30 protein-coding genes and 1 pseudogene are annotated in these 26,000 nt (G+C 34.6%); 5 read left to right on the top strand and 26 right to left on the bottom strand.

Annotation, left to right across the window (positions count from 1 at the left end; all coding sequences use genetic code 11):
* Positions 1-21: 21 nt before the first annotated feature.
* The 7 genes from gpmI to rpoN all read right to left on the bottom strand — a co-directional run bounded on the left by gpmI (position 22) and on the right by rpoN (position 7,663).
* Positions 22-1,557, bottom strand: a complete 1,536-nt coding sequence (gene gpmI / locus NSQ59_RS07655; RefSeq protein WP_055738839.1) for a 2,3-bisphosphoglycerate-independent phosphoglycerate mutase — start codon at positions 1,555-1,557, stop codon at positions 22-24.
* Positions 1,550-2,311: a triose-phosphate isomerase gene (gene tpiA, locus NSQ59_RS07650; RefSeq protein ID WP_340830558.1), complete on the bottom strand. Its 762-nt coding sequence runs from the start codon at positions 2,309-2,311 to the stop codon at positions 1,550-1,552. The genes gpmI and tpiA overlap by 8 nt, the downstream gene beginning before the upstream one ends.
* 27 nt (positions 2,312-2,338) lie before the next feature.
* Complete coding sequence (locus tag NSQ59_RS07645; protein ID WP_340830556.1) at positions 2,339-3,523, bottom strand: phosphoglycerate kinase; 1,185 nt, start codon at positions 3,521-3,523, stop codon at positions 2,339-2,341.
* Positions 3,524-3,737: 214 nt separating this feature from the next.
* Entirely contained in the window at positions 3,738-4,745 is a 1,008-nt protein-coding gene (gene gap / locus NSQ59_RS07640) for a type I glyceraldehyde-3-phosphate dehydrogenase (protein WP_055738836.1), read from the bottom strand.
* Positions 4,746-4,810: 65 nt separating this feature from the next.
* On the bottom strand, positions 4,811-5,833 hold the full coding sequence (locus tag NSQ59_RS07635) for a sugar-binding transcriptional regulator (protein WP_055738835.1): 1,023 nt from the start codon (positions 5,831-5,833) through the stop codon (positions 4,811-4,813).
* Positions 5,834-5,972: 139 nt separating this feature from the next.
* On the bottom strand, positions 5,973-6,215 hold the full coding sequence (locus tag NSQ59_RS07630) for a glutaredoxin family protein (protein WP_055738834.1): 243 nt from the start codon (positions 6,213-6,215) through the stop codon (positions 5,973-5,975).
* Between the two features lie 116 nt (positions 6,216-6,331).
* Positions 6,332-7,663, bottom strand: a complete 1,332-nt coding sequence (rpoN, locus tag NSQ59_RS07625; protein ID WP_055738833.1) for an RNA polymerase factor sigma-54 — start codon at positions 7,661-7,663, stop codon at positions 6,332-6,334.
* 261 nt (positions 7,664-7,924) lie between these two features.
* Here rpoN and NSQ59_RS07620 point away from each other — a divergent pair, with 261 nt between their 5' ends.
* The gene (locus tag NSQ59_RS07620; RefSeq protein ID WP_055738832.1) at positions 7,925-8,962 is read left to right on the top strand and encodes a phosphodiester glycosidase family protein; all 1,038 of its coding nucleotides are present in this window, start codon (positions 7,925-7,927) and stop codon (positions 8,960-8,962) included.
* Between the two features lie 324 nt (positions 8,963-9,286).
* On the top strand, positions 9,287-9,382 hold the full coding sequence (locus tag NSQ59_RS07615; RefSeq protein WP_126649447.1) for a YjcZ family sporulation protein: 96 nt from the start codon (positions 9,287-9,289) through the stop codon (positions 9,380-9,382).
* Between the two features lie 342 nt (positions 9,383-9,724).
* On the opposite strand, the gene NSQ59_RS07610 is transcribed toward NSQ59_RS07615, so the two are convergent.
* A complete protein-coding gene (locus tag NSQ59_RS07610; RefSeq protein ID WP_055738831.1) occupies positions 9,725-10,096 on the bottom strand; it encodes a hypothetical protein in 372 nt (123 codons plus the stop codon).
* 982 nt (positions 10,097-11,078) lie between these two features.
* On the opposite strand from NSQ59_RS07610, the gene NSQ59_RS07605 reads away from it, so the two are divergent.
* A complete protein-coding gene (locus NSQ59_RS07605) occupies positions 11,079-11,873 on the top strand; it encodes a winged helix-turn-helix transcriptional regulator (protein WP_340830549.1) in 795 nt (264 codons plus the stop codon).
* Here NSQ59_RS07605 and NSQ59_RS07600 read toward each other — a convergent pair.
* From NSQ59_RS07600 to NSQ59_RS07590, 3 genes are read right to left on the bottom strand one after another with little or no spacing between them, the layout of a single operon-like run.
* Positions 11,863-12,501, bottom strand: a complete 639-nt coding sequence (locus NSQ59_RS07600) for a hypothetical protein (protein WP_340830548.1) — start codon at positions 12,499-12,501, stop codon at positions 11,863-11,865. The two genes, NSQ59_RS07605 and NSQ59_RS07600, sit on opposite strands and share 11 nt — an antisense overlap.
* Positions 12,485-13,636, bottom strand: coding sequence for an FtsK/SpoIIIE domain-containing protein (locus tag NSQ59_RS07595; protein WP_340830546.1), 1,152 nt, complete (start codon positions 13,634-13,636; stop codon positions 12,485-12,487). The genes NSQ59_RS07600 and NSQ59_RS07595 overlap by 17 nt, the downstream gene beginning before the upstream one ends.
* 11 nt (positions 13,637-13,647) lie before the next feature.
* Positions 13,648-13,971, bottom strand: a complete 324-nt coding sequence (locus tag NSQ59_RS07590; protein WP_340830544.1) for a hypothetical protein — start codon at positions 13,969-13,971, stop codon at positions 13,648-13,650.
* Positions 13,972-14,322: 351 nt separating this feature from the next.
* Here NSQ59_RS07590 and NSQ59_RS07585 point away from each other — a divergent pair, with 351 nt between their 5' ends.
* Both NSQ59_RS07585 and NSQ59_RS07580 read left to right on the top strand, forming a co-directional pair.
* Entirely contained in the window at positions 14,323-14,532 is a 210-nt protein-coding gene (locus NSQ59_RS07585) for a helix-turn-helix transcriptional regulator (protein ID WP_340830542.1), read from the top strand.
* Positions 14,529-14,993, top strand: a complete 465-nt coding sequence (locus NSQ59_RS07580) for a DUF4429 domain-containing protein (RefSeq protein WP_340830540.1) — start codon at positions 14,529-14,531, stop codon at positions 14,991-14,993. The genes NSQ59_RS07585 and NSQ59_RS07580 overlap by 4 nt, the downstream gene beginning before the upstream one ends.
* A gap of 28 nt (positions 14,994-15,021) precedes the next feature.
* On the opposite strand, the gene NSQ59_RS07575 is transcribed toward NSQ59_RS07580, so the two are convergent.
* From NSQ59_RS07575 to NSQ59_RS07505, 15 genes and pseudogenes are all read right to left on the bottom strand, one after another.
* Positions 15,022-15,366 (bottom strand): YolD-like family protein, encoded by a 345-nt coding sequence (locus NSQ59_RS07575; protein ID WP_340830538.1) that lies wholly within the window; start codon positions 15,364-15,366, stop codon positions 15,022-15,024.
* Position 15,367: 1 nt separating this feature from the next.
* The gene (locus NSQ59_RS07570) at positions 15,368-15,586 is read right to left on the bottom strand and encodes a WYL domain-containing protein (protein WP_340830537.1); all 219 of its coding nucleotides are present in this window, start codon (positions 15,584-15,586) and stop codon (positions 15,368-15,370) included.
* A gap of 245 nt (positions 15,587-15,831) precedes the next feature.
* Positions 15,832-17,424, bottom strand: a complete 1,593-nt coding sequence (locus NSQ59_RS07565; protein WP_340830535.1) for an SIR2 family protein — start codon at positions 17,422-17,424, stop codon at positions 15,832-15,834.
* A 145-nt stretch (positions 17,425-17,569) separates the two neighbouring features.
* Positions 17,570-17,788 (bottom strand): hypothetical protein, encoded by a 219-nt coding sequence (locus tag NSQ59_RS07560; RefSeq protein ID WP_340830534.1) that lies wholly within the window; start codon positions 17,786-17,788, stop codon positions 17,570-17,572.
* Positions 17,789-17,936: 148 nt separating this feature from the next.
* On the bottom strand, positions 17,937-18,515 hold the full coding sequence (locus NSQ59_RS07555; RefSeq protein WP_340830532.1) for a hypothetical protein: 579 nt from the start codon (positions 18,513-18,515) through the stop codon (positions 17,937-17,939).
* Between the two features lie 13 nt (positions 18,516-18,528).
* On the bottom strand, positions 18,529-19,458 hold the full coding sequence (locus tag NSQ59_RS07550) for a hypothetical protein (protein ID WP_340830530.1): 930 nt from the start codon (positions 19,456-19,458) through the stop codon (positions 18,529-18,531).
* Positions 19,459-19,975: 517 nt separating this feature from the next.
* Positions 19,976-20,443 (bottom strand): annotated as a pseudogene (locus NSQ59_RS07545) (glycoside hydrolase family 73 protein); the annotation flags it as partial.
* A gap of 2 nt (positions 20,444-20,445) precedes the next feature.
* A complete protein-coding gene (locus NSQ59_RS07540; RefSeq protein WP_340830529.1) occupies positions 20,446-20,841 on the bottom strand; it encodes a phage holin family protein in 396 nt (131 codons plus the stop codon).
* 114 nt (positions 20,842-20,955) lie between these two features.
* Positions 20,956-21,249 carry a hypothetical protein gene (locus NSQ59_RS07535; protein ID WP_340830526.1) on the bottom strand — a complete coding sequence of 98 codons (294 nt, stop codon included), beginning with the start codon at positions 21,247-21,249 and terminating at the stop codon, positions 20,956-20,958.
* A 68-nt stretch (positions 21,250-21,317) separates the two neighbouring features.
* Positions 21,318-21,482, bottom strand: coding sequence for a hypothetical protein (locus tag NSQ59_RS07530; protein ID WP_340830525.1), 165 nt, complete (start codon positions 21,480-21,482; stop codon positions 21,318-21,320).
* On the bottom strand, positions 21,475-21,618 hold the full coding sequence (locus tag NSQ59_RS07525; RefSeq protein WP_340830523.1) for a hypothetical protein: 144 nt from the start codon (positions 21,616-21,618) through the stop codon (positions 21,475-21,477). Before NSQ59_RS07525 ends, NSQ59_RS07530 begins: the two co-directional genes overlap by 8 nt.
* Positions 21,618-21,896, bottom strand: coding sequence for a hypothetical protein (locus tag NSQ59_RS07520; RefSeq protein ID WP_340830521.1), 279 nt, complete (start codon positions 21,894-21,896; stop codon positions 21,618-21,620). Before NSQ59_RS07520 ends, NSQ59_RS07525 begins: the two co-directional genes overlap by 1 nt.
* 3 nt (positions 21,897-21,899) lie before the next feature.
* Positions 21,900-23,993, bottom strand: coding sequence for a hypothetical protein (locus tag NSQ59_RS07515; RefSeq protein WP_340830519.1), 2,094 nt, complete (start codon positions 23,991-23,993; stop codon positions 21,900-21,902).
* Positions 23,993-25,099 carry a siphovirus ReqiPepy6 Gp37-like family protein gene (locus NSQ59_RS07510; protein ID WP_340830517.1) on the bottom strand — a complete coding sequence of 369 codons (1,107 nt, stop codon included), beginning with the start codon at positions 25,097-25,099 and terminating at the stop codon, positions 23,993-23,995. The genes NSQ59_RS07515 and NSQ59_RS07510 overlap by 1 nt, the downstream gene beginning before the upstream one ends.
* 3 nt (positions 25,100-25,102) lie before the next feature.
* A complete protein-coding gene (locus tag NSQ59_RS07505) occupies positions 25,103-25,993 on the bottom strand; it encodes a phage tail family protein (protein ID WP_340830515.1) in 891 nt (296 codons plus the stop codon).
* Positions 25,994-26,000 lie beyond the last annotated feature (7 nt).

Below are 26,000 nucleotides of genomic sequence, written 5' to 3'. Positions count from 1 at the left end.
TATCTCCTTTTCATAAAAAAATTAATGTTTAATTAAAGATGAACCTGTCATTTCTTTTGGTTTTTCAACATTTAATAAGTCTAGCATTGTTGGTGCCAAATCACCTAGAATTCCGCCATCACGCAATTCAATGCCTTGTTTTGTGACAATAACAGGAACTGGATTCGTGGTATGGGCAGTCATTGGCTGTCCTTCTAGCGTTACTACTTCATCGGCGTTTCCATGATCCGCAGTAATAATCGCTGTACCGCCTTTTTCAACAATTAAATCAACGATTTTACCTAAGCATTCGTCGACTGCTTCAATTGCTTTAACAGTTGGCTCTAGCATACCTGAGTGTCCAACCATATCAGGATTAGCGAAGTTTAGGATAATTGCATCTTGCTTATCATTTTGAATTTGATCGAGAAGCGCCTCTGTTACCTCATATGCGCTCATCTCTGGCTTCAAATCATACGTTGCGACTTTAGGTGAATTAATCAGAATTCTTGTCTCACCAGGGAACTCTGCTTCACGACCACCGCTCATAAAGAATGTAACATGAGGATACTTTTCTGTCTCCGCAATGCGAAGTTGTTTTAAACCGTTTTGTGATAAAACCTCACCAAGTGTATTATCAAGATTGACTGGTTTAAAAGCAACATATCCATCCACTGATTCAGAGAATAGGGTCATACATACAAAAAATAAGTTTTTAGGATGTTTTGGCCCGCGATCAAATGAACGGAAATCCTCATTCGTAAACGTGTTTGAGATTTGAATTGCACGGTCCGGACGGAAGTTATAGAAAATAACAGCATCATTATCCTGAATCGTAGCAACCGGCTCGCCATTTTCCTTTGTGATAACAGAAGGAATGACGAACTCGTCTAAAATACCATGCTCATAAGAATCCTCTACAAGCTGTAATGGATCTGTATAAGTAGGACCTTCCCCGTATACCATGGCGCGATAAGATTTTTCTACACGTTCCCAACGCTTATCACGGTCCATTGAGTAATAACGGCCTGAAATAGTAGCAAACTCTCCAACACCATATTCCTTAAACTTTTCTTGGGTTTCCTTAATATATTTAGCAGCTGTTTTCGGACCTACATCACGTCCGTCCAGAAAAGCATGGACGTAAACCTTATCAAGACCTTGATCTGCTGCTAATTTTAATAAAGCAAACATGTGATTAATGTGGCTGTGAACTCCGCCATCAGATAAAAGTCCAAATAGGTGAAGTGCTGTTCCGTTCTTTTTCGCATGCTCTACCGCTTCAACAAGAGTCGGGTTCTTCTCAAACTCTCCTTCACGGATCGCTACATTCACTCTTGTTAAACTTTGGTAGACAATACGCCCAGCACCTATATTAAGATGCCCAACTTCTGAGTTTCCCATTTGACCTTCTGGTAACCCCACAGCCTCACCGCTCGCTGTAAGTGTATTGTGAGGAAATTCATTCCAATAGCGGTCAAAATTCGGTTTCTTAGCATGTGAAACAGCATTACCTTTTGTTTCACTGCGAAGTCCAAACCCATCCAAAATGATGAGTGCGACTGGAGATTTACTCATGGCTTACCGCCTCCAAAAGTTGTAAAAATGATTGTGGCTCTAGGCTGGCACCGCCAACTAATGCCCCATCAATATCCGGTTGTGACATATATTCTTTAATATTTGCAGGTTTCACACTGCCGCCATATTGGATGCGAATCGCATCAGCAGCATCCTGAGAAAAGCTTTCTGCAACAACGCTGCGGATATGGGCACAAACTTCATTTGCATCTTCAGCTGTAGAAGATTTTCCTGTGCCGATTGCCCAGATTGGTTCATAAGCAATAACTGTTTGTCTAACTTGATCTTCTGTAAGACCTGTTAAAGCTTTTTTCACTTGTGAACCAACAAGTTCTTTTGTTTCATTATTTTCACGTTGTGCAAGAGTTTCACCGACACATACGATTGGTGTTAAATGATATTTAAAAGCAGATAAAACTTTTTTATTGACAGCTTCATCTGTTTCATTGAACATCTCGCGGCGCTCAGAATGACCTAGAATGACATAATCAACACCTAAATCTTCTAATGCTTTAGGACTGATTTCCCCTGTGAAAGCACCGCTTTCTTCAAAGTGCATGTTTTGTGCACCAATTTTTACATCTGAATCTTTTGTAGCTTCCACTAAACGCTCTAGGAACAACGCTGGTGAGCAAATAACGGAATCTACTACATTATTACTTGGAACAAGACCTTTTACTTCCTGAGCAAAAGAAGTTGCTTCCGGTAATGTTTTAAACATTTTCCAGTTTCCTGCGATAATTGGCTTACGCATCTTCCATCTTCCTTTCTCCCATGAGAATTACTTATCATTCAATGCCGCTACACCCGGTAAAACTTTACCTTCCATAAATTCAAGGGATGCACCGCCACCTGTAGAAATATGGTCCATTTTATCTGCTAAGTTGAACTTCTCAACTGCAGCAGCAGAATCTCCACCGCCAATAACGGAATATGTATCATTTGCATCAGCCAGTGCTTGGGCCACACCCTTAGTTCCATTTGCAAAGGAATCTAATTCAAATACACCCATCGGTCCATTCCAGATGACAAGCTTTGATTTTTGAATGACATCTTTATATAATTCAACCGTTTTCGGACCAATATCCAAAGCTTCCCAGTCTGCTGGAATTTCTTCAATCGATACAACCTTTTTATTCGCAGAATCAGAGAAATCATCTGCTACAATAACATCAACAGGCATATAGAAATTCACATTTTTCTGTTTTGCTTTCTCCATAAACGATTTAGCTAATTCGATTTTATCCTCTTCTAATAAGGATTTACCGATTTCATATCCTTTAGCTTTTACAAATGTGTAAGCTAAACCGCCACCGATAATTAAGTTGTCGACTTTTTCAAGAAGATTTTCGATTACACCGATCTTGTCTTTTACTTTCGCTCCGCCAATAATGGCTGTAAAAGGACGCTCAGGATTTGATAATGCTTTTCCAAGTACTTCTAATTCTTTTTCCATTAAGAATCCTGCAACTGCTGGCAAGAACTTAGCGATACCTTCAGTGGAAGCATGCGCACGATGTGCTGCACCAAATGCATCGTTTACATAAACATCAGCTAATTCGGCAAATGCCTTTGCAAGCTCAGGATCATTTTTTTCTTCGCCTGTATAGAAGCGAACATTTTCAAGAAGAAGAACATCACCATTTTCTAGTTTGTCAACATCGCTCTTGGCAATTTCTCCATAAGCTTCATTTGATTTACGAATATCTTTTTGTAGTAACTCGCTAAGGCGTTTTGCAACAGGAGTTAATCTTAACTCTTCCACTACTTTTCCTTTTGGACGTCCTAAGTGGCTGGCAAGAATTACTTTTGCGCCTTGGTCGATTAAATATTGAATCGTCGGCAATGCAGCACGAATTCGTGTATCATCCGTAACATTTCCATTTTCTAACGGAACGTTGAAATCAACACGGCAAAATACACGTTTTCCTTTTAAATCGATATCCTTGATTGATTTTTTATTCAACTTACTTTGCCTCCTTTATTAAGGAAATATTAATGATTATTGTTAGCATTAAGCCAACAATTTTCAAAGCATTTTAATAAAAAAAGGAGTGGGGAATGTTCCCCTCTCCCCTAATGCTCCCTTTTTTATTATAGATGTAGGGATTCTAAATATCCATTCATTTTTTCAAAAAGTATAACACATATATTGAATTAATGTGTCATATTAATGGATATTATAGTCCTTTTTGAGCAATATAATCAGCTAAGTCTACTACACGGTTAGAATAACCTGTTTCGTTATCATACCAAGAAAGAACTTTAACCATATTGTTATCTAATACCATTGTAGATAATCCATCAACAGTTGAAGAAGCAGGAACACCATTGTAGTCTTTAGACACTAATGGAAGGTCGTTGTATGCTAAGATACCTTTTAATTCGCCTTCAGCAGCTTCTTTCAATGCAGCATTAACTTCTTCTGCAGTAACTGTTTTATCAAGTTCAGCAACTAAATCAACTACAGAAACGTTTGAAGTTGGAACACGCATTGCCATACCGTTTAATTTTCCTTTAAGTTCAGGTAATACAAGTGCAACTGCTTTAGCAGCACCAGTTGTTGTTGGAATAATGTTTTCAGCTGCTGCACGTGCACGACGGTAATCTTTATGCGGTAAATCAAGAATTTGTTGATCATTTGTGTATGAGTGAACTGTAGTCATCATACCGCGTTTGATACCGAATTTTTCATGAAGTACCTTTGCAAATGGCGCAAGGCAGTTTGTTGTACAAGATGCATTTGAGATAACATTATGATTAGCAGCATCATATTTATCTTCATTAACACCCATTACGATTGTGATATCTTCATCAGTTGCAGGTGCAGAGATGATAACTTTTTTAGCGCCTGCTTCTAAATGTTTAGCTGCATCTGCACGTTTTGTGAAACGACCAGTTGATTCAACAACGATTTCCACTCCAAGATCGCCCCAGCCAAGTTGTGCTGGTTCACGCTCAGCAAGAACTTTCACTTTGTGGCCGCCAACTACTAGGCTGTCTCCGTCTACTGTAACTTTTTCTTCAAGTGTTCCGTGAACACTGTCATATTGTAAAAGATGTGCAAGCATATTTGCATCTGTTAAATCGTTTACTGCAACAACTTCTACATTAGGATTTTTTAATGCTGCGCGAAAAACATTACGACCGATACGACCAAAACCGTTAATACCAATTTTTACTGCCATTTATATTTCCTCCTTTGGATAATAAACAAATAATGTATTTTCAAAAGGGTAATCCCTTTTAAAAGCTATAAGTTAAGTATTTCTTTTGCCGCACCTTCATCCGTTATCAATACGGTTGATTTGGTGGTAGCATTCATAAATGCTTTAATTGCCTTTGCTTTGGATGCTCCGCCCGCAACGGCAAATACATTTTGCACATTCGGCAAATCTTTCAATTGAAGACCAATCGTCGGCACTTTATGTACGATTTCGCCGGCTTCATTAAAATAATATCCGAATGCTTCCCCAACAGCGTGACCACCGGTAATTTTCTCCATGTCCTCTTCTTTTGTTTTGCGCCTTTTCGCCATTGTATAAGCCTCACCAATACCGTGAAGAACCATATTGGCATTTTTTATAAGACTTAGAACCTCTTTTATCATTGGCTCCTTTACTATAGACTCATATACTTCCTTACTGACTTGATCCGGCACATAAAGAACACGATGCTGCGAACCAGTATTTTCAGCCATCTTGGCACATATTGTATTAGCTTGATTTTTTACATCCTCACCAATACCGCCACGTGCGGGTACGAATACAATTTCCTTCTCGGCAAAATCGGTTGTCAGCATATCAGCAACCGTCGCCATGGTTGTGCCACCTGTTACAGCTATGATATTTTTCCCATCAAGATGTTCTTTCATTCTTATGGCACAAGCTCTTCCGAGTTCACCTTTCACCCATGGGGTCTCATCACTGTCTCCAGCGACGATAACAACTTCCTGAAGGTTCAATATCTTTTTCAATTGTTCTTCCATTTCATTAATCCCCGAAATCTCTCTCATCATACTTTCCATATCCTGTAAAAGCTTTAATCCTAACTTTGTCACACTCATTCCGGAAGATTGAATGGTAATCAGCTTTTGATCTTTCAAAAATTCCACTTCACTGCGAAGAACTCGTTCAGAATGGCCAAGCTCACCTGCGAGCGTTCTTCTGCCGACCGGCTCCATGAAATAAATCGACCTAAGGATTTGATATCTTTTTTGCATAATAGAAAGTAAATCGGGTAATAATTTTTTTTGAACCTCAATTAATGAGTACATCTAGTATGGCCCCTTCTGTTATTCTCCGGGTCAAAAAGTGTCCCGTATAGACATATTGTGTCCCATCTATCCGAAAAAAAATACCCTTGCTACATTTTTTATTTTAGCAGGGGTATTTTTATAATTCAACTATGATGCATCAACTTTTTTGTTGCAAACGTTTACTTACTGTAAAAGGATCGATTTGCCCATATTGAACAATTTCTCCATCGATTTCAATTACCGGTATCATTAGTCCGTATTTTTCCGTCCATTCATCACTGCTTTCAATATCCTTCTCTACAACCTCAAATAAATAATCATCCTGAAGAAGGTTCAGAATTTGCTTAGCATCTTCACAAAGCTGGCATTTCTCTCTTGTATAGAACACAACTTGCTGCAACGAATAAGTCTCCTTCCATTAATGGATAAGAAAGAATACATTTTTAACAAATAGTTTTTTACTAGTATGGTTTGTGTTTGGCTCCAATGTCTATTGGCTAGCCACTGGAGCATTTCTTATATAAACCGTCTTCTTTTAGATGAGGGCAATATATTCAATTGATCCCGGTATTTCGCTACTGTTCTTCTCGAAACAGTGATGCCTTCTTGTTGCAGGGCTTCGACGATCGTTTGATCGGAAAGGGGCTTGATTTTGTCTTCTTGCTGAATTAATTGGACTATTTTATCCTTTACTTGAACAGCTGATGCATTCGTTTCATCTGCACTATGTAAAGCCGCAGAGAAAAAATGCTTAAGCTCAAAAGTTCCAAAGGGGGTTTGGATATATTTTTCTCGAACCGCCCTGCTGACCGTGGATTCATGCGTTCCTATGTCATCCGCTACTTCTCTCATGGTCATCGGCTTTAAATATCCCTTTCCCTTATGAAAGAAATCCATTTGTTTCTGTAAAATCGAGCGGCCGACTTTTAAGAGCGTTTCTTTTCGCTGTTCCAAGCCTTTCATTAGCCATTGAAAATCATAGTTCTTATCCTTTAAAAATTGCTGCACCTGAACATCCTTATAGGCTGACATCATTGTATAATATTCCTTTTGAAATTGCACATTTGGTAGATGCTTTTCAAATAAATAAACATCTAGTTTATTTTGATTACCCATTACAATTAAATCAGGCAAAACATACTGTGGTTTTTCCGTAATAAAATGTGATCCAGGACGCGGATCAAGAGTTTGTATAAAATCAGCTGCTTCCTGAATCTTTTGAATTTCAACATTCAGTTTCTTCGATATTATTTTCCACTTTTTTTCTGCAAATTCCATAAAGTAATTTTGAAGAATATCAAAAACAAGCTTCGGACATTTCTCTTCTTTTTTTGCCTGCAGCAATAAACACTCTTGCAAGCTTTGCGCACCGACCCCTGCAGGTTCAAGTGATTGAAGAAAAAGAATTCCTTTTGATATCGCTTCTTCATCCACACCGAGTGTCTCTATTAGTTCCTCTTTTTCAATGCTCAAATACCCGTTTGCATCAAGACTATTAATAAGGCAATATATCACTTTTTTTTCGGTCTTTGTTAGCGCTTTCAAATGTGCCTGAAATAATAAGTATTCCTGTAATGAACCTGACTTTTTGGCAATTTGCTGCACCCAATCCCTGTCATCTTTTTCGATCTTTCTAAATTTACTTTTCTTTGTATAATCAAAATGAGGATCCATTAATTTTATATTGGAATGTTCCAACTGTATAAGGGGGTTCTCCAGCGCTTTTGTTTCTAAAAAAGAAGACAATTCTTGAGCTGAATATTGTAAAATTTCAATGGCTTGTTTCAATTCCTGTGTCATGGTCAGCTTTAATGTTTGCTGCTGCCATAAACCTGCTTGTAAATCCATCCATACATCCCCTTTCTAGATTTTATTTTACACTAGAATAGTGGATTCGTATATTTCTTTTTTGTTAAGGATATACTTATTGGCTATTGTTACCGTATAATTCTTATTATATTTTAATGAAATTATAAGAGAAAGTTCCTATAATAATATATAGTACTTTTTTATTACCAATTCCAAAAAGTAGATTGGCAGTTTGGATGTTTTGTAGGTACAATATACTGGTACATTGACTTATTTTCATTCTTAATAAGGAGAATCATCATGGATGAATTAAAAAATAAGGTTAATACAAGCTCTCGTATTCAACGAAAGCGAAAAAAAGCAAGGAAACGCTTTTGGAGAGTTTTTACAATTGTTTTTGTTTCTGTCTTCATCATAGGAGGCGGTTTTTTATATGGTACAAATCAAGGTTTACAATTTAGAAAAATGCTAGTCGGGTCAGTATTATCAACGCAGCATGCCCGATATGTGAAATATATGGGATTTCTACTCCCACAATCAGAGATCGATAAGTTGAAAAAAGCATTTTATCATCCTCCAACTGTCCAGACAGCAGTTGACAGCATTAATAACATTGGAAGTAAACAATTGAATATTCACGAGGATACCATTGATACAGCAAACTATACGGCAAAAATTTTGGTCATTTCAGATCCAACAACGGTTCATTTAGTGCAATCAAGACTGCCTGATAAAGGTCAAGCACTTTCCGAATTGATATCTGAAAATCAAGGAATTGCTGGTATTAATGGAGGAGGATTTGTGGATCGCGGAGGAACTGGCTCAGGGGGAAAAGCGACTGGAATTGTTATTAGTCAGGGAAATGTCCTAGCTTCACCAAAGGGAGATCGAAATATCCCACAGCTTGTCGGAGGTTTTCTAAAAGACGGTCAATTCATAACCGGTAAATATTCTGTCAATCAATTACTGAACTTAGGCGTAAGTGATGCGGTAAGCTTTGGTCCACAATTGATTGTGAATGGAGTTAATCGAGTAACTCCTGCAATTGATGGAGCGTGGGGCTGGGCGCCGCGCACTGCCATTGGCCAAGCGAAAAACGGAGATGTTATCATGATTATCACGGATGGCCGATTTTATTGGAATAAGACACATCGCGGCGCGTCCATGTCTGACATGGCCCAGATGTTTGAGAAATATCAAGTAACTAATGCCATTGCAATGGATGGCGGAGGATCCACAACGATGATCCATAATGGACAATTGCTGTTAAAGCCCGCTACGGATACAGCTGTCGGTATGCGATATTTACCTAATGCTTGGGTAGTTATTCCGCACTAGCCTTTTCTAATCATTTTGTTAAGATATTCAAAAAGCTAATGTAAAAAATTACAAAGTATGGTAAACTAACATTTGTGGAATAATTTCCTATTTTTCCGCAAACTTTCTACATGGCGACTATATAGTCGCCTTTTTAATTTTCATCAATCATTCACTAAATTCCCCAAATAAATCGAAAAATCTTATTGCCACTACTAACTTCTGTTACACATAATCCTTTAAAGTAAAACCTGTATGAATTCTTCATTTTTGTCCTTAAGTACAAGCAATTTTGCGTAAAAAACATAAACTAAATATATCTATAACCAAGGGGGTGTTCTAAAGATGAGCGAAGAACATCATCACCACAGAGCTGGATTTGCTCTAATAGTAGTGTTATTTATACTGCTCATAATCGTTGGAACTTCCTATGTTTATTAATTTTCACTGCTATAGAAGCATCTTTTAGATGCTTCTACCTTTTTGCAATTGCTACTAAAGTTGAAGCCAATTTACAAAAGGGTATTATTCCACATAAAAAAAGAACCCTTTGATGATTAGTTCATGGGTTCGATAAAAGTATATAAAACTATTATTAGTGATGTTACTCTAAAAAGGTATCACGATAAACTTCCACGATTATTACTTCTTTGAGGTAAGCACTTATTCAAGCTATTCCTTCAATTAGGAAAGAGTTGCTTCTTGTGTTTGTTCCATACTATTCGGTATCTCTTATCACAATTAGCCATAAATATATACGAAAATTAAAATATTTTTAAAACTTTAATCTTCAGTGTGTATTATCATTGTGTAAGGTATATTATCATAATCCACATTTTTAAGACAATCATGCTCTTTATAAAGATTTTCGACGTCTCTAAGGATTGGTAGAATTGGAAAAGTTCTTTCTGCTACCTTTTCTTTTTGAAGAAGCTCTTCCAAGACTACACATGAATCATTTTCAGTGTAATCTTCTAATACAATCCCAATTACAACATATGATGGTTCTTGACCGTTTCTTCCAGCCCATCTTGCTTCAACTCCATCATATTTATCTGCTATTGAGCTTATAATATTTGCAGCGTCGTAACTCAAATCTCCGTTCTCATTAACAACGTTAATTCCATATATTATACATGATTTTAATTCTGACATTTAAATTACCCCTATTTTCTTATTCAATAATATCTTCAATACTATAATTATATTGCCAGCATTTCTTTCCTTGGTATTCAAATACCCAACCAAACTCTTAAGTATATTCAGCTTTTACAACTGTATCTTTTGGAATGATTATCTCCCTTAAAATATCTCTATTTTGGTTTGGTACGGTTTCTAAAGTTCTAAATATCAAAATTTAGATAGACAGATTGAGGAACTAGAGAAATATGGATGCAATAGAATCTTTTGCGATAAAGATTCTGTAAAGACCTGAATATCAAAAAATGAAATCTATAATAGGTCTTGGTAATATCTTAGTAATCCATTCATTGAGCCGCTTCATTTTTATAGGAGAATATCAACTATTTTTGAACGAATACGGAAAGAATCATATAAAGGAATCGTTACGAAACTAAAATACTTATAATAGAGCTCGCGTTTGAATTGCAATTGAGGAAGGAATTATAAGAATACGCAAGCACTTGAAGAAAAACATCTAAATTATTGCAGGTAAAAGAAGAATAATGATGGAATTGTATTGTAGTTTAGACGGAACTCTAAGTTATTATTACTCGTGTTAACATTAGGGATGCGCTTCGCTGAAATGTTTGTCTTACATTTCTTTTCTTAACGTTAACGTTTTCTCATCATCATTATAATAAAAAAAAACACTTATAAAAATTTACAAGTGTTTTTCACCTTTATTAGCGCCCTCGGAGGACGTTTAAAATCAGCTTTAAACGTTGATTTATCAATAGTTCCCTGACACGTTGTGTAAATAATGTGTAAAAATATCAAACAAAAAAGCACAGCGTGTATAAGTAGTGCTACCAACACTCTTATACCGTCCGCCTACTTAGACTAGGCAAACACTTGCTGTACCATTAGGTGTAGTTTATTACACTATGGGTTTCTTCGCAACGGTTTGCTTTATAAGGCCGTTGCTTTTTTGTTTCCAAAAGGGGACATAAATAATATGAAGAAACACATTACAGTAATAGCCAATGCGGATTCTTTCCACAACCTTTCAACATTTAAGGATATTGAAGATATGAATAAAACAGTTCGCAATTACAGAGAGGTCATTAAATCGACCGTATCACGTTCTGACGTACAATCAAGACTAATTGCATTATTGGAACTTTTAAAACGTCATAGCTGCAAGCAAATCGGTGTCAGCTATATGTCTAAAAACACCATTGCTGAAAAACTTGAACTTTCCTATAAAACTGTTCAACGATTAATGAAAAAATTAGAAGAGCTAGGAATGATCCGTCAGATTCCAATGAAGCGTAAAAAGGATATGCTTCAAACGGCCAATGCTATTCAGATCATTCCAGCTAAAAATGATGTGTCCGACAAGATCCCTCCTAAAAAGTCCGAGAAGTGTCCGACCATTAAAACAACTTCTGGTTATTTAAAACAAAATAATAATAATAAACGTAAGAGCGTGTCGTTTTCACATGCCAATTTTGTTGCTCATTGGGTACCAGAAAGCTTTGCCAAGTTAACAAGTTATTATTATCAAAAAGCTGAAACCATTCAAGAATTTTGGAAAGTAGTAAAGCAAAATAATGCTATCGTCAATCATGTGGATGGCAGTAGAGCATTTACCGACCTTCAGTTAATAACTATTGGAAAAAGGGCATTCAAAGAATTGGTTATGAAGATTAAAGCTGGGAAAAGAGTAAAGAACGTTTACGGGTATTTTAATGGGATAGTAAATAATTTGATGGATAAGCTTTTCTTTGATCATGATTTTATGAACTAACTACTCTTTTTATACTAGGTTGTTTTACTTTTGGTACAACTGTATTTCCTTTTAGTTCTTCCATAAACTTTGTGAAGGATTCTGCCTGAAATACTTTAAATGGATAATTATCATCAATCGCATATCGTTGCTCAGATAAGATTAATACATGCGGGAAAGGCTCCATAATCCCTAAACTGTGGAAATCCAAATATCGTTCCATCTTTTCTTGCATTTGTTTTTCAGAGTATAAAGTTTTTTGTACTTCAATGAAAAAACCAGTTTTTCGGAAATTTAAATATATATCTGGTTCAGCATTTCCCTTTTTACTGTACTTTGGTTCAACCAAGAAAGTATCTATTCTGCCAAGTTGGCGAATTTCTTTGTAAGTGTTTAATATTGCAAGAAAATGACTTATTTTTTGCGAATTCTTTTTGATTTCTACATTCGGTCCAAAGTATACATATGGCACAAATGCGTTTGATCTTTGAATTTCTCCATCTCGAAACAATCTAAGTAAGACATTATTAGCAGCTAATTTGGGATTTTTTAAATTTGAAAAGTGAAGTTCTGCTATTGAATCGCGATCCATGACACGAAATTTATTGAGGTCCTTAATGATAGCTTTATCCCTATTGGTTAACATCATTAAACACATCCTTTTCAGTAAGTTTAGACGGTTCTTCTTTAACTTCCTTTAATTCTTTTGAAACATAAAAAGGATTTAATAATTTTTTCGCTTTCTCTATATCAAGATAAGGAGCTTGCAATTCATATAGTTTGTCACTGTTCATAATAAATCGTCCACTGACTTCTATTTTTTCAGCATTTGGAGTATTTACAATGCGAGATTCAACTTTATCTCTAAGTTTAAAACCCATGCTAACAGTTAGATTTGCCCGAACAGTAGTATCCAGGACTTGTGCATTTGGTCGTTGCATGGAAAGGATAGCAAACACACCAAGCGTCCTTCCGATGGCTACAATTTCAGTAAGAATATCCATGATGGTTTCATCTTTACGTAGCATTACAAATTCATCAATACATACAACTATATATGGTCGTCTTTGCTCTGGAGGAAGATCATCCACATGGCTTACTTCAAATATCTCTGTTAAATCGCTACGTTCATCTAACTCCTTTTTGATGTGTTGCAGCATCTTGCTAATATCCCTGGGCTGACTCAATACACATTGAACATGTTCAACCTTGCGAAAAATATGAAACTCAGATTTTTTACAATCAGCCAGGTATAGTTCCATTTCTTCTGGACGTTTCGTTTTAATAAAAGTCGTTATGATGGAACGCAGCTGTGTAGACTTTCCGGAACCTGTTTCCCCGGCTATTAAAATATGAGGTTGTTTTAACAAATCAAACGCTATATACTGACCATTCCGGTTTATCCCACAGATGATTCCAAGTTTAAAAGGAGCTATAACGGGTTGTATTTCTTTAAAATTATAAGTAAATTCGCTTGGCATGGACTTTTGGAATACCGTTAGAACAAACTTCTTTAAGTCCCCTTCTAATTCAATATTCCTACCGAAATGTTGCTGAAAAACATATTCTTTTTTCTTTACCTCTTTAGGATCCATTCCATTTAAAAGTGAAAAGGTATAAATAGTCTTTTTATCTTTATAATCAAATTGAACACTGTGGATTTTAGGATAAATGGTGATTTCCTTATCACCACTTTTATATTTATTTATCAATCCAGCGTTTTTAAAGGCTTTTTTTAATAGAGATTTCTCATGTAGCTTTGCTACCATTTCCAAGACTCTCATGTTTATCCTCCTTAAATGTGAAATAAGAACCAAAAAATTAATCCGAAAGAACCTATAGGGAAAGCAAATTTTAAGAAACTTGATATGTTGCCTGCGATTCCAGTTAATCCATTGATAGCAAGGATTTTTTCTGTTAATGCAATGACAACTACCGTTCCACACGCTAAGGTGAAGAGTACAAAAGTTGGGTCATGTAATGGAAAAAAAGCTTTTAAAGTAATAGGTGGAAAAAATGAGTATATACTTGTTTGTAGAGGTAAATTTCTTTCAATTGGATGGGCTGGCCGGCTCATAAATTCATTGAATGGAATAACCTCTATTTTTTTATTCAACATAAATTTCATCTCCTTATAATATTTTGTTGGGTTTCCCCCTCGCACTCCCCCTTTCCTCTATTCGCTTCGCTCATTTTAAACAGATTCTATTTTTGTTTATATTTAAGCATTTATATTAGGATAAATGCATTAGTCATACTGTTATGAATCTGTTTAAGGAATGAAGTAGCTAAACAGTAAAATCTATGTTGATTCTCATTATCTACTGTTTAGCATTCGTGTTAATACAGTGTATGGGTGTATGAACTAAAAATGCATGTCTACATGAATTTTAAAGGAGTTTTTTTTGTCTTTTAAATTCTTAAAGGAAAAAGACAAGTTTTAAAGAATATAAATATTGGTGATGATAAAATGAAGTTAACTCCTAATATTGAAAAAAATATAAAATCCAGTGGGTTAAGGAAAGATTTTATTGCAAATAAGCTCAATGTGTCAGTTAGGCAGCTGAGAAAATATGAAACTGGTGAATCATTAATTCCCATTGACAAAGCATATGTTTTAGCTCGATTATTAAACAAGAAAGTTGATGATTTATATGATTTTGAGGGGGAAGACAAATGAAAGAATTCGATTTTAAAGGTGCAGGAAAGACTACTATTACATTAGATGGTAATTTTCTAAGAATTAAAAGAAAAGGATTCATGAACTTAGCTAATCATGGGTTAGATGGAGAAAAAACTTTGGATATAAACAACATTACTGGCGTTCAATTAAAAAAAGCTGGTTTGACTAGTGGATATATTCAATTTCTTGTTATGGGCAGCAGAGAAAGTAAAGGAGGAGTATTTGCAGCAACTAAAGATGAAAATACAGTGATGTTCGTTAAAAAAGAACAACTAATGGCTGAAGAAATCAAAGCTTATGTAGAAAATATATTAGCTAATAAAAATTCTGGAACAGTACAAGTAAATCAAAAAATTGATACTGCAGAAGAGCTAAGAAAATTTAAAGCATTATTAGATGATGGTATTATCACCGAGGAAGAATTTGCAGCTAAGAAAAAAGAATTATTAGGTATTTAAAAAGTAAACCGTCCATTTCTGGGCGGTTTTAATCGTTCATTTGAACGTTCATGATCTCACTAAACAAAATATACTCGACAGTGGTTGGGTCAAGTAAAAGCTTTATTCTTTGCTTTATTTGGTCCACAGAATACACAATACCTGTAAATGTCTCTACAAGGCCATTGTCGTACACCGTAAAAGTTACTGGTAATTTATTTTCTTTAGCAAAACGGATACGTTCCTCAAACTCCTGCACTTGATAATCATCCAGTAAAGGCTTTTGGATTTTTTTCTGATCAATCCACATTTGTTTTAGTCCTTCCACATGTTCAGGCATGAAGAAGCCATGCCACTTAATCAAACCACGATCTTTAATCTTATCCGAATCCATGTTAAGCTCCCCTTCTATATCTTCTAAGAGGTCCAATCGATAAAATGTTACTCATGCTAAATGTTCGAACCTGTTTTCGCGTGAAGCAATAGGCACGGAAATAATCTTCCCCGACTTTCTCCACTTTGATAATACGTTGAGTTATTTCACCTTTATTGGATTGATAAATCATTTCAAGCTTTTCACCGGTTTCTACAGCGTTCAATAATAAACCTTTCATCGATTAGACCCCCTCAAAATACGAACTATAGTTCTTATTGTATCTTAGATTTTCTTTTTACACAAACATTTGTTCTTGTTTTACACAATCAAAAAAGTCCATAACGGACTTTTAATGTAAAATTTTTGATATATGAAAATAGGCGTAAATTACATTGACAAAATTAATGAAAAATCATATTCTATACTCGTAAGATATTGAAGTGGCTAATGGCAATCCTTGAAGGGTTAGGCGTTAGTCACTTTTTATTTGTACTTCATAATATCCAATACCACAGAAAGCCTTCTAAAAGCAGAATTTAAAGTAAGAACTCCATTCTCTTTATAGAAATTTAATTTATTTTTCAAATAACATTCAACGTCATCCAAATTAAGTCTTTCAATATTATATGCAATCACGTCCATCTCCTTAAATTCCTTATAATCTTCTGCTAAAATATCTTCTAATGAATCAAACATTTTCTGATGAGAACTATTAATTTTCTCTATAGAGTTTTTTACTTGCCCGAATCGTAGTATTCTCTGCTTTAATTTTTCTTTTTCAACCGCATTTAAAGATGTATATTCTATATCAACATCTTTTAGATATTTAAAAAAAGGAATTCTTGCATTAGGTGGTTGTATTGATACAAATTTTAAAGCAATATCTGTATGAATATGTTTTGTATCCGCAAGGAAATCTTGCATATAAGTCATCACATCAGGTAATTTAAAAATATAAGTCGTGTCCCCGAGTGCAACTACTAAATTTTCGTCACTAATTCTTTCAGATATTTCGTCTAATTCACGTGGTGAAATTAATAAAGACTTTAATGCACCTTTCTTTCCTCGATCTATAATTAATTCTTTAATTAGATCTTGGAACTTTCGAACTTCAGAAGGATATGCACCTTGGTTAATCATAAGTAGTTCTTTATATATAAAGCTATAGTTGTCTGTTTCAATTACTGTATATGTACAATCTAAATCATCATCTGATTTTTTATATTCAATTAATTCCTCTTCATCTTCTTTCCAGTTTATGATAATTATTCGATCCTTCATGAATTCTTTTTCTTTTGAAGTGAGTGAAGATGAGAAATCCCTTATTATTTTCCTTATATTTCTATCTGACAAAGAATATCCCAAAAAAATTATGGGGGAATTTATTAATAAAGAAATAATTTTTGCACTTATTAAAACAGAATTTTTATCAAATGTAGTATAATCATCCCTTGTTATTATTATAGACGATGGTTCTTCCACACACCCATGAATTTTATATATTTCACCCCAATCAGTAGTTTTTTGAAAAAAACCTTGTTGACCGATAAACTTTTTAAGTCTGTTTTTTTCTTTAAAAACATGAAATGTATCCTCAATAAAATTATCATAATTTGTTGTCAATATTATCTGTGATTTATTTAAAACCTTTTGAAATAATAAAAATTCATCGTACATTTCTTCTTTAATTGCATAATGGGAAAATCTATTTGCTATAGCTTTTTTAAATGGGGAAATATTACTAAAAAAAGCTTCTTCTTGAGAAAAATCATTTATTTTTATTTCTGAGTTAAAAAATTTGGTGTTGTATTTATCTTCTAAAATAGAACCCATTTCAACATATGTAATAAAATCTAAATCTAATTCATTTTGTATTTTTTGTTTTAAGTTCTTTTTTAATTGATTTAAATAAGCATAAAAATTTCTTTCCGGTTCCACAATATCCCAAAATTCTTTTAATAATTCAATCCATTTCGGATAACTATGTAAATATCTTTTTGAAATTCCAGATCCAATAAATATTATGGGATATTCGTTCGATTTACCTAGGTTATTTAAACATACTGAATTCGACATTTTTATCTCCTCTCAAATTTTAATAACAGTTTATAAATCTTGATTCAACACATAGTAAAAAATCCCTGCTAAAAATAAAATTTAATGAACAATTATCTTTTTTGCTCGGTATATAAAAAAATACCCCTATCTAAAGATTAGGGGTTTATTTAATCAATTTAAAATTACGCTTTGGATAATACTTTCTTAAATCTCCAAGCCATTTAGGATGTCTGTCTATCAATTCATCAACAGTTCCTTGGTCTTTAATCATCCGTCCACCAGCACAATTTTTGTGAATCAAACCATTAGCATCATCTAAAATTGCATGTTGAGATGATTTTAATGGCTGCATACACGCCCCACAATGAGGTACAATTCTCATTTATCAAACACTCCTTTCCATTTTATTACCATATTAGACAAAAGTTTTTATTTTCCTTCCTAAATCGATAAGTTTTCCAATAAAAAATGCCCCTCTCAATTAAGAGAAGGGCTTAAGTTTTTGTTGAAAGAAGTAATCAATTTTGATATTAATTACGCTTAGCTAAAAATAAAATGAAATTGTGTAGTATTGAAGCATTTCTCAATGTTATTAAAAGCGAATTTAAAACAAGTGTAAACCAAAGAATAAAAATTAAAGCTAAAGATATAAAAAAATATATGTTGTCCTCTATGATTTTTATGTGAAAAAACTTTAAAACTACTGATGCTATGATACTTACTATCAAAATAAATAATTGTAATAGTATTGCATAGCTAAAATAACTAGTTAAACTATTTAACAATCTACGTCCTTCTTGGTTATTTCCCTGACTATCCATTGACTCAGCAATCCCCAATGGATTGCTAGAAGCAATAATCGCAACACTAGCAGTATTGAATCCAGCTAGTATTGACATAACAGATATTATTACATCATTAACGTCTTGCAGTACTTTAAGCATATTCAGATTACATATATATATACAAAAAACCACAATACATGAGATAATAAAAGGTACTAATGTATCAAAGCGAATTTCCTTTTTAGAAGACATTTTAAAGTAATTCTTTATTATTTGTATTAAATCATAATTAACTGATCGTCTATTGGGTCTCCCCACCGCCATAATAGTTCAACTCCTAAATAGCCCTTCTCTTCACCTTATCTATAATCCCATCAATGAGTTCCTGGAAACTAATAATTCCATTTTGATTAACATTTACTTTTACAGAAAAATCCTTTGGATGGTCTTCAATTTTTATTGCTTTTGTTCTCCCTGATTCTTCAGACCCTTCCACAACTATTTTTTCATACTTATCAAGCTCTTCGAGATTTCTAATGAATTGTTCAATCCTTCTCATACTGCCTCCTCTCTCTTTATTTATAATTGAATATTCAATCGTGTCAGCTCCAGCTACCCCTTCTGCACCAGCTCTTATAGCATTAACAACATCGCTATTAATATCTTGGTTATATTTTATTTGCATTGTTGCTTTTTTAATCCTTACAAGTTTACCTATTTCTTCAAAAAATGATTCTGAATATATTGTTGTTATTGTAAATAGGTTTCCAGGTGTAATCATTAATGGTTGTATTTGTCTATTTAATTGAGCCATATCATTATTAAAAATTGGGAGGAAATTCCTCAAATAAGTATCAATTGAATTTCTTGTAACTAAGCGTTGGCCGTCACTCTGTAAAAAAAGGCGACCAGTTGCTCTTTCTATGACAAAATAAATATTATTTTCATCGCCTTCATCCACTGTTTTATCACTTTGTCGTTTTGCAAATGTTCTCCTATGTACAAGGTTAGTTACAGCACCATATCTCGCAGAAGTAAAACATCCTTCATAAAAATCAGCATCATCACTTTGTTGAAAACTTTCTAATGTCATTACCTTATCACCTGTGTCGTAAATTCTATTTTGTAAGGGCAAGTCCATAATCCTTAAAATAAATGGGATAAGGTGATCCTCATCAAATCTTTCTTCCTGATAATTGTTGTTTTCTACATCTAATTTAGGTGTGTTAAATTTGTAATTATAAATCTTTACCCACTTATGATCCATGTTAATTTCCTCCCATAATGGTAGGAAAAAATCCTATGTGCACAAAAAAATATTATATTTATGGATTTTAAAATGAAAGTACAATATAATATTAATAGAATATGTTTTGTGACATGTACAGGATCTTTCCTACATGTCTTTTTTACTATTGTAGCTCTTTTTGTCGAAATATTCCATATTTATATTGTAGTTTGATAATAATCAAGCCCCTCTCGTATGAGAAGGGCTTTTAATGTGGAGTCTTGATGTAAAAATATTATATTCTTTTAGCGTATTTCTGATTCACGTAGGCGCGACGACCTTTATAAATGATTTCGTACCATCCTGGAATACTACCGGCAATTGGCCAAATACTGCCTTTCTTAGCGGTATCAAGATTTTTTGATTTGGTACTTGAAGGTTTATCGCAAATAAATGCAGCATTTGATACATTATCAATTTGAATTTGTCCCAAGACTTTAATGCCATTAACTTTTTCTACTTTAGACTTATTTGAGGATTTAGCATTATCCATAATAACACTGTCATACTGAGTCAATTTATTTGATTCAATTGTGGATATAATCTTTTCTGCATATTTAGGATCAGTAGCATATCCTGCCGATTGAACTGCCTTCGCTGCCTTTTTATAATCAGTCTCACCAATGATATTTTTATATTTATTACGGTCCCAACTCACTCCGTTTTTATACAGATTAGCAAGATCGCATAATGATTCATACCAAGATGGATATTTCCGGAATGCTGCGTTTACTGGGTAAGGAACATTTTCGCCATTTACTTTCTTATATTCTGTAGTTTGCATCGTGATTGATTGACCATTATAAGAACCTTTAATACCAAAAAGATTCTTACCATTGACTGCTAGTCCACTTTTACCCCAATTGCTTTCTAGAATAGCTTGAGCTATGACCAAAGAAGCTAAGATGCCATACTCTTTATGAATTCGTTGAGCATGTGGAGCGATTTCAGATATAAATGACATAATCAATCCTCCCCCTTCGATTTCCCTTTTAAAACATCAATAGCCTGTATCAATTGTTCTGGAACCGGCAAGCCTAACCTTCCCGCATTTTCTATTATTGATAAAAGCTCATTAGCAAGATAAAAAAAGATGGCTGCATCTCGGAACATGTGATTATCTCCGAATGCACCATCTATTAAGTGAGCGATTGCCACCATAACAAATATCATGATTTTCTTTGGAATTGACTTAAAACCAATTTTGCTTGATAATTTTCCTTCTGTGGCAGAAGCCATCATACCGCTTATATAGTCCAGAACAACGAAGATTAAAAGAATCGGTAACAACGGCGACCACCCCCACAAATAGCCTACAAGTGCTCCTAATACAGTAATAATAGTTTTAAAGATTTTATCCAAAAATAATCACTCCTTAAATAAAATAGCCACGCTCGGCACGTGGCATTTCTCTATCTGTATGTTGCGGATAATCTTCCGTATGCGGAATAATAACAAAATAAAAAGGAAGGTCTTTTATTCCTTCCCTTTATCCATATAGAGATTGTCTAAAGCATCAATATGTGCATCTCTTTTTAATGGATCTAAATCATCTATTAGTTTTCTTATCATATTTCTTTGTTCTAGAACAATTGTGACTAAATCATCTCTTTTTAACTTTTTCAGTCCAGCACGAGTAATCAAATATTCGTCTTCATAACCCATGTACTCTAATAATGATCTGTGAAGGTTATGATATTTTTTTGAATCAGATTTTAATAATTGATATTCATCCCAGGATAATTCAATTTTATGGTTTATTTCTTCCACTATTACACCCCCCATTTACTAGTCATAGTATAGCTTAACTAGATCAATGAAGGCATAAAAAATACACCTTATGCTGCAGGTGTTTCGTTGTTAATGTCATATCCAATTTCGGTTAATTTTTTCCCTACTACATCACGTAAGTTTGAAAGATTTGGCACATCTTCATACTTGTATGTTCCGGCTAAAACCGCTGTAAACCAAACCTTTACACAAATTGAATCTTGATTAAACATTTGTTTCACCTCCCTCAACAAGCCTTGACACAACTTCAACCAAGTTAAAAAGAGAAGGAACTTCTTCAACTTTCTTTTCTCCCTTCAATACTGCTTTTGCCCAAGTTTTTGCAACAACACTTTCAGATGTAAACATTAAGACACGCTCCCTTGTGCAGCAATTGCCATCGTTAATTCCATAACTGCTTGATCAAAGTTTTCTTCAAATTGTTGCAGTTTTTCATCTGTTGTTAGTGGTCTCGATTCATATCGAACTTCAATAGAAGAACCATTATAATAGTGAAATCCACGTTTCCCAAACTCTTCAACTATTACAGGAACTACTCCGTTATATTCTATAAACTCGTCACTAGGCTTTTCGGCTAAATAATTTATTGTTTCCACTTCATTGTTTTCATTAACAAGAATCCACATTGTTTACCCTCCTACATTTAAGCCGTAATAGATATTAAAATAAGTTACGCCATTCCCATCATTTACATATCCATAATTGTTTTTTGTTGCTATCTCAGATCCACTAATAGCCATTAGTCTAGTTTGCGTTCCTCTTAATGTTTCATTGCTTAAATAAGTTATATATGGACCAGTTGCCATTAAAACATTTCCGAATTTGTCAAACGCGGGCATTCCTACACCACTAACACCAGATTCAATAATTGCCCCATTAGAAGTATTCAACTTATAACCCATACTATTTGTCGTTACGAAATATAAGTTATTATTGAATATTTTAGGTTTAAAAATGTCATAACTAATCCCAGTACCCGTTTCCCATTGCAATCTAGAACTACTAATAACTATTTTTCTGGCAACGCCAGAAGCAATAGAATACACAATGTTATTGTCGTTTGGGTCAAAAATAACTTTTCTTGCATAGTCGGGCAATGGGATATCCTTTAATAAAGTACCGTCGCTTTTTAGTATGTGTAACGTTGCTAAGCTTCTATCACTTACCGCTATTAATGAACCATCTGGAGAAACGGAAATATCATCAGGAATATTTTGACTTGGAAGGCTGTAATACCATGACTGTGTACCTACGGCATTTTTAACGATAGAGTATTTATATACTCTTCCATTTTGTGTTCCGAAATAGACACTGTCCTTACTTCTTTCCACACAAGTTAACTGTGACCCCATATTGTTGGAAGCTGCCCATGTTTCTGTTTTGCAGACGGCTTGTAAAAAATATATCCCTCCGACCGAGTTGTTATAGCAAGTAAAGACAATACCATCATCCCCAATATTGGATAATTTGGAACCCTTATAGGAAAAGTCAAAAGTGCTTAACACCCTTAATGCTAAGTCACTTTTATTACTATCCATAAGTGTTCCAACCACTCCATCAATAGTTACACCTTGTTTAATATTTGAAGCAACTAAATTTGTTAAATCTAAAGCTCCTTGTTCAATCCCATTTTCCGTTCCGAATGTTTTTGTATTTCTAACGTCTTTTGCGGTTACGTTTCCGTATTCACCACCTTCACCCACAAACATAAAAGCCCCGTTACCTGAATCAGCCGAAGGGTTATATCGAAAATGATAGACACCGTTTGCCTTTAGATTAGTAACGGCATTTCCATTAGATCTTAATAATTTTTTCGCACCAAGGTTATTTACATTTAAAGTTGCTGCCGCAGTTGAGTCAGCATGAACAGTTATTAAAACACCTAGATTCTTAACGTAAGAAGTAGGCGCAGGGTTAAGGGTTAAAGTATAGGCATTGTTACTTCCTGCTGTATCTCCTTCTCCTGGGTGCTGCGTATAATCCGCCTTATGTCTAGCAACATCATTTTCTAAATTAGATATTCTCGAAGCTAAATTAGCAGCAACATCCCCATCTAATATGGATTGAATCGAGTCAAACCATGTTTGAAATTCAGATTTTCTTCCTTCTTCCCAAGTATCAAAATCTTGTTCTTGCTGAGTTTTCCAAGTATCAATTTCTGTTTGAGTACTTCCAGTAATATTCGCAAACCAAGCTTGATATTGATTAAATATGGTTGTCGTATCTACTTGATCAATGAGGCCTTTAACAATCCCACAAAGGTCTTTGTTAAGCCTTACATCAGTAATATTAGCTTGAGAGATTGATAGTACTCCCTTACCTACATAAATATCAGCTAAAGCAATTTCATAAGCGTCAGCATCTCGCTTTAATGTCGGAGCAACCGGGCTGGATGCAAAAGTACCTTTTTTAACAACCGGAACGATTTCTCGATTTAAAAAGTTAAGCTGCAGCACAATACGATCAATACGATTTAGTACCCCATCGGCATTTTCAATAGTTAAATTGTAATCAGAATCATTCACAAAAAAATACCCATTAATCCATCCTTTACCTGGTTTAATGGTTACTGTCATATTCTGATTTGCCAAAACCTGCAATCCTGTGGACGGATTAGGAAATACGCCATTGCCAATTAAAGTGCCAAAGAACATTGCGAAAAAATCAGCTTGGTACCTCCTGTCACCATTAACAGAATTAAAAAACCCGCTTCTAATAGGCATTAGTTTTTCACCACTTTTCTAATTTTGTCGAGTAGCTTTGGAACATTTGATCCAAACTCAATATTCAATTCAAATCCAGCCTTCGTATATTTTTCGGTAGCCGTAACTATGCGAGTATGCATGACAACCCCAATCTCATCATTTCGTATGGTGACTTTATCGCCACAAATATAATCGACCCCATAGACAAATTGAGAATTATAATCTACATCGGTTTCAAAAGTACGGACACGTTCATTTTCTGCTAATTTACTATTTGCCCGTTCTCTAAGCATGGCTTCATATTGATCTTGTGGGATTGTCGTTTCATCCTCATTTTCTGTTTGTAAGTCCCTGGCATCCACAAACATCTCATGACGATCTAAACCTGTGACGCTATCATTTACGATTAAATATGTTCGGGCTGTTCCTTCACCTTCACCAGCGATGATGCAGACATTTCGATAGTCTGATTTGTCATCCACATAGTTCTGACTAAGCACATTATCAAACTCTTTAGCAAAAACAACCACATCTCTTATCGTTTGCTCTGTGGTACGATCGACACCCTGCCATACGGTAAAAATAAATTTCTTATTTGCTATATCCATCAAAATATCATAAGCAAGATCAAACTTTACGCATGTTTCCCAAAGGGATTCGTCGAGATATTTATTGCTAAAAGCTTCAGTTGTTGAAGTAGTAAAACCATTTTTATTCCCTAATATTAAATTAGGGATTTTGCGATTAGGATTGCTTGGATTTATTGCGTTTTTATCTACAAAATAACGTAAAGCATCCTCGACGGTTCCCGAATATGTTTGCTGGCCGTCTATGATTCTACGATTTAATAAATAGCCTAATGACTTGCAAAAGACTTCGATTGTGGACTTTGAAGCATCAGCATATTTAGCACTGTCAATAATGTAGCCCCTACTAGTATCATTAGCCTTTGTCAAAATCACATCGTCACTATTATTAAGGAAATAGTCGATATTTTCGGAGGTAGCATCCACAATTAGGTCTAGTTCGCTGTGCTTTTTATAATTGATTGTGATTTCTAATTGTTGATAGTTGTCTATAATTCCGATTCTTTCAAAAGAAAAATTAAATACATAAAGATCCATCCTCTACACCCCTATCAATTTTGATTTAAAGTACATGGATACTTCGAGATTATCTAAACCGCTGACTGCGTTATATCGAAATAAATTATCCCCTGTATCCAACTGCAAGAATGTGGAGGATAAATCAACTTTGCCGAATACACTCGTTATGACATTGTTACGGGTCAACCTAGCATATTTTTTACCTTTATAAGTTGAGACTTCCACAATGTCCCCTGGGAGCATGTCTAAATTCAGCTTAAATTCCTCATAAGTATTTACATTGATTAACGATGGAGTTGATAGGCTCCCATTTGCTTTAAACCTAATGATCATGCCCGTGGATTCTTGACCATCATTAAACACGTTAGCAATCAATGAAGGACTTCGATATCCCATCTCGATTCCGGTATCAGCAGGAATCTCAAGAGCAAATTCAAAAGCCCCGATCCATGTAGCGATTTCCACTAGGTTTTCGTCCGCTTTATAAATATAAGGATCACTGCAACTAAACTGTAAAAGAGTTTTTTGCCATACCAGATTGCTATTTTCAAAATCTGACGGAAATTCAGGTGCTGCCATTAATTCAGCGTTAAGATAATAGGATTCTCCGCTTTTTGTGGTGAAATCGAGCTTCATAGGATTCTTTTTTGGATTAAACACCCTATAGGCTTCTTGTCGTTTTTCCTCAATCCAAACATAGCCATCTAGTTCCCGATAAATAAAAAAAGGAACATTGAAATCTCGTACATCTAGACGTGTTCGCTGATAGCTTGCTCCATCACCACTTGATTCTGAATAATTCACATCAGCCTTTAATGAGGATAAATCAATATCTTCATATAAACGAAAGTGACGACCGAATTGAATCGACTCGCCACTAGCATTAGTAATCTTCAATTCTTTAATAATCAAGTCGCCA

Origin of the sequence: Margalitia sp. FSL K6-0131, assembly GCF_038008735.1 — a bacterium.
In the GTDB taxonomy this organism is placed as follows: domain Bacteria; phylum Bacillota; class Bacilli; order Bacillales; family Bacillaceae_C; genus Margalitia; species Margalitia shackletonii.
This window is presented reverse-complemented; position numbering and strand designations above follow the sequence as displayed.

What these genes read in the sequence shown, in the direction of transcription:
- NSQ59_RS07575 (WP_340830538.1), bottom strand. Translation starts at nt 15,366, where the DNA reads ATGGATTCGGATAAGATTAAAGATCGTGGTTTGATTAAGTGGCATGGC.
- NSQ59_RS07530 (WP_340830525.1), bottom strand. Translation starts at nt 21,482, where the DNA reads ATGTTTAATCAAGATTCAATTTGTGTAAAGGTTTGGTTTACAGCGGTT.
- NSQ59_RS07595 (WP_340830546.1), bottom strand. Translation starts at nt 13,636, where the DNA reads ATGAGAGTCTTGGAAATGGTAGCAAAGCTACATGAGAAATCTCTATTA.
- tpiA (WP_340830558.1), bottom strand. Translation starts at nt 2,311, where the DNA reads ATGCGTAAGCCAATTATCGCAGGAAACTGGAAAATGTTTAAAACATTA.
- NSQ59_RS07585 (WP_340830542.1), top strand. Translation starts at nt 14,323, where the DNA reads ATGAAGTTAACTCCTAATATTGAAAAAAATATAAAATCCAGTGGGTTA.
- NSQ59_RS07555 (WP_340830532.1), bottom strand. Translation starts at nt 18,515, where the DNA reads ATGGCGGTGGGGAGACCCAATAGACGATCAGTTAATTATGATTTAATA.
- NSQ59_RS07615 (WP_126649447.1), top strand. Translation starts at nt 9,287, where the DNA reads ATGAGCGAAGAACATCATCACCACAGAGCTGGATTTGCTCTAATAGTA.
- NSQ59_RS07600 (WP_340830548.1), bottom strand. Translation starts at nt 12,501, where the DNA reads ATGATGTTAACCAATAGGGATAAAGCTATCATTAAGGACCTCAATAAA.
- NSQ59_RS07590 (WP_340830544.1), bottom strand. Translation starts at nt 13,971, where the DNA reads ATGTTGAATAAAAAAATAGAGGTTATTCCATTCAATGAATTTATGAGC.
- rpoN (WP_055738833.1), bottom strand. Translation starts at nt 7,663, where the DNA reads ATGGATTTACAAGCAGGTTTATGGCAGCAGCAAACATTAAAGCTGACC.
- gpmI (WP_055738839.1), bottom strand. Translation starts at nt 1,557, where the DNA reads ATGAGTAAATCTCCAGTCGCACTCATCATTTTGGATGGGTTTGGACTT.
- NSQ59_RS07510 (WP_340830517.1), bottom strand. Translation starts at nt 25,099, where the DNA reads ATGGATCTTTATGTATTTAATTTTTCTTTTGAAAGAATCGGAATTATA.
- gap (WP_055738836.1), bottom strand. Translation starts at nt 4,745, where the DNA reads ATGGCAGTAAAAATTGGTATTAACGGTTTTGGTCGTATCGGTCGTAAT.
- NSQ59_RS07525 (WP_340830523.1), bottom strand. Translation starts at nt 21,618, where the DNA reads ATGTTTACATCTGAAAGTGTTGTTGCAAAAACTTGGGCAAAAGCAGTA.
- NSQ59_RS07610 (WP_055738831.1), bottom strand. Translation starts at nt 10,096, where the DNA reads ATGTCAGAATTAAAATCATGTATAATATATGGAATTAACGTTGTTAAT.
- NSQ59_RS07565 (WP_340830535.1), bottom strand. Translation starts at nt 17,424, where the DNA reads ATGTCGAATTCAGTATGTTTAAATAACCTAGGTAAATCGAACGAATAT.
- NSQ59_RS07520 (WP_340830521.1), bottom strand. Translation starts at nt 21,896, where the DNA reads ATGTGGATTCTTGTTAATGAAAACAATGAAGTGGAAACAATAAATTAT.
- NSQ59_RS07605 (WP_340830549.1), top strand. Translation starts at nt 11,079, where the DNA reads ATGAAGAAACACATTACAGTAATAGCCAATGCGGATTCTTTCCACAAC.
- NSQ59_RS07620 (WP_055738832.1), top strand. Translation starts at nt 7,925, where the DNA reads ATGGATGAATTAAAAAATAAGGTTAATACAAGCTCTCGTATTCAACGA.
- NSQ59_RS07635 (WP_055738835.1), bottom strand. Translation starts at nt 5,833, where the DNA reads ATGTACTCATTAATTGAGGTTCAAAAAAAATTATTACCCGATTTACTT.
- NSQ59_RS07550 (WP_340830530.1), bottom strand. Translation starts at nt 19,458, where the DNA reads ATGGATCATAAGTGGGTAAAGATTTATAATTACAAATTTAACACACCT.
- NSQ59_RS07560 (WP_340830534.1), bottom strand. Translation starts at nt 17,788, where the DNA reads ATGAGAATTGTACCTCATTGTGGGGCGTGTATGCAGCCATTAAAATCA.
- NSQ59_RS07570 (WP_340830537.1), bottom strand. Translation starts at nt 15,586, where the DNA reads ATGAAAGGTTTATTATTGAACGCTGTAGAAACCGGTGAAAAGCTTGAA.
- NSQ59_RS07580 (WP_340830540.1), top strand. Translation starts at nt 14,529, where the DNA reads ATGAAAGAATTCGATTTTAAAGGTGCAGGAAAGACTACTATTACATTA.
- NSQ59_RS07515 (WP_340830519.1), bottom strand. Translation starts at nt 23,993, where the DNA reads ATGCCTATTAGAAGCGGGTTTTTTAATTCTGTTAATGGTGACAGGAGG.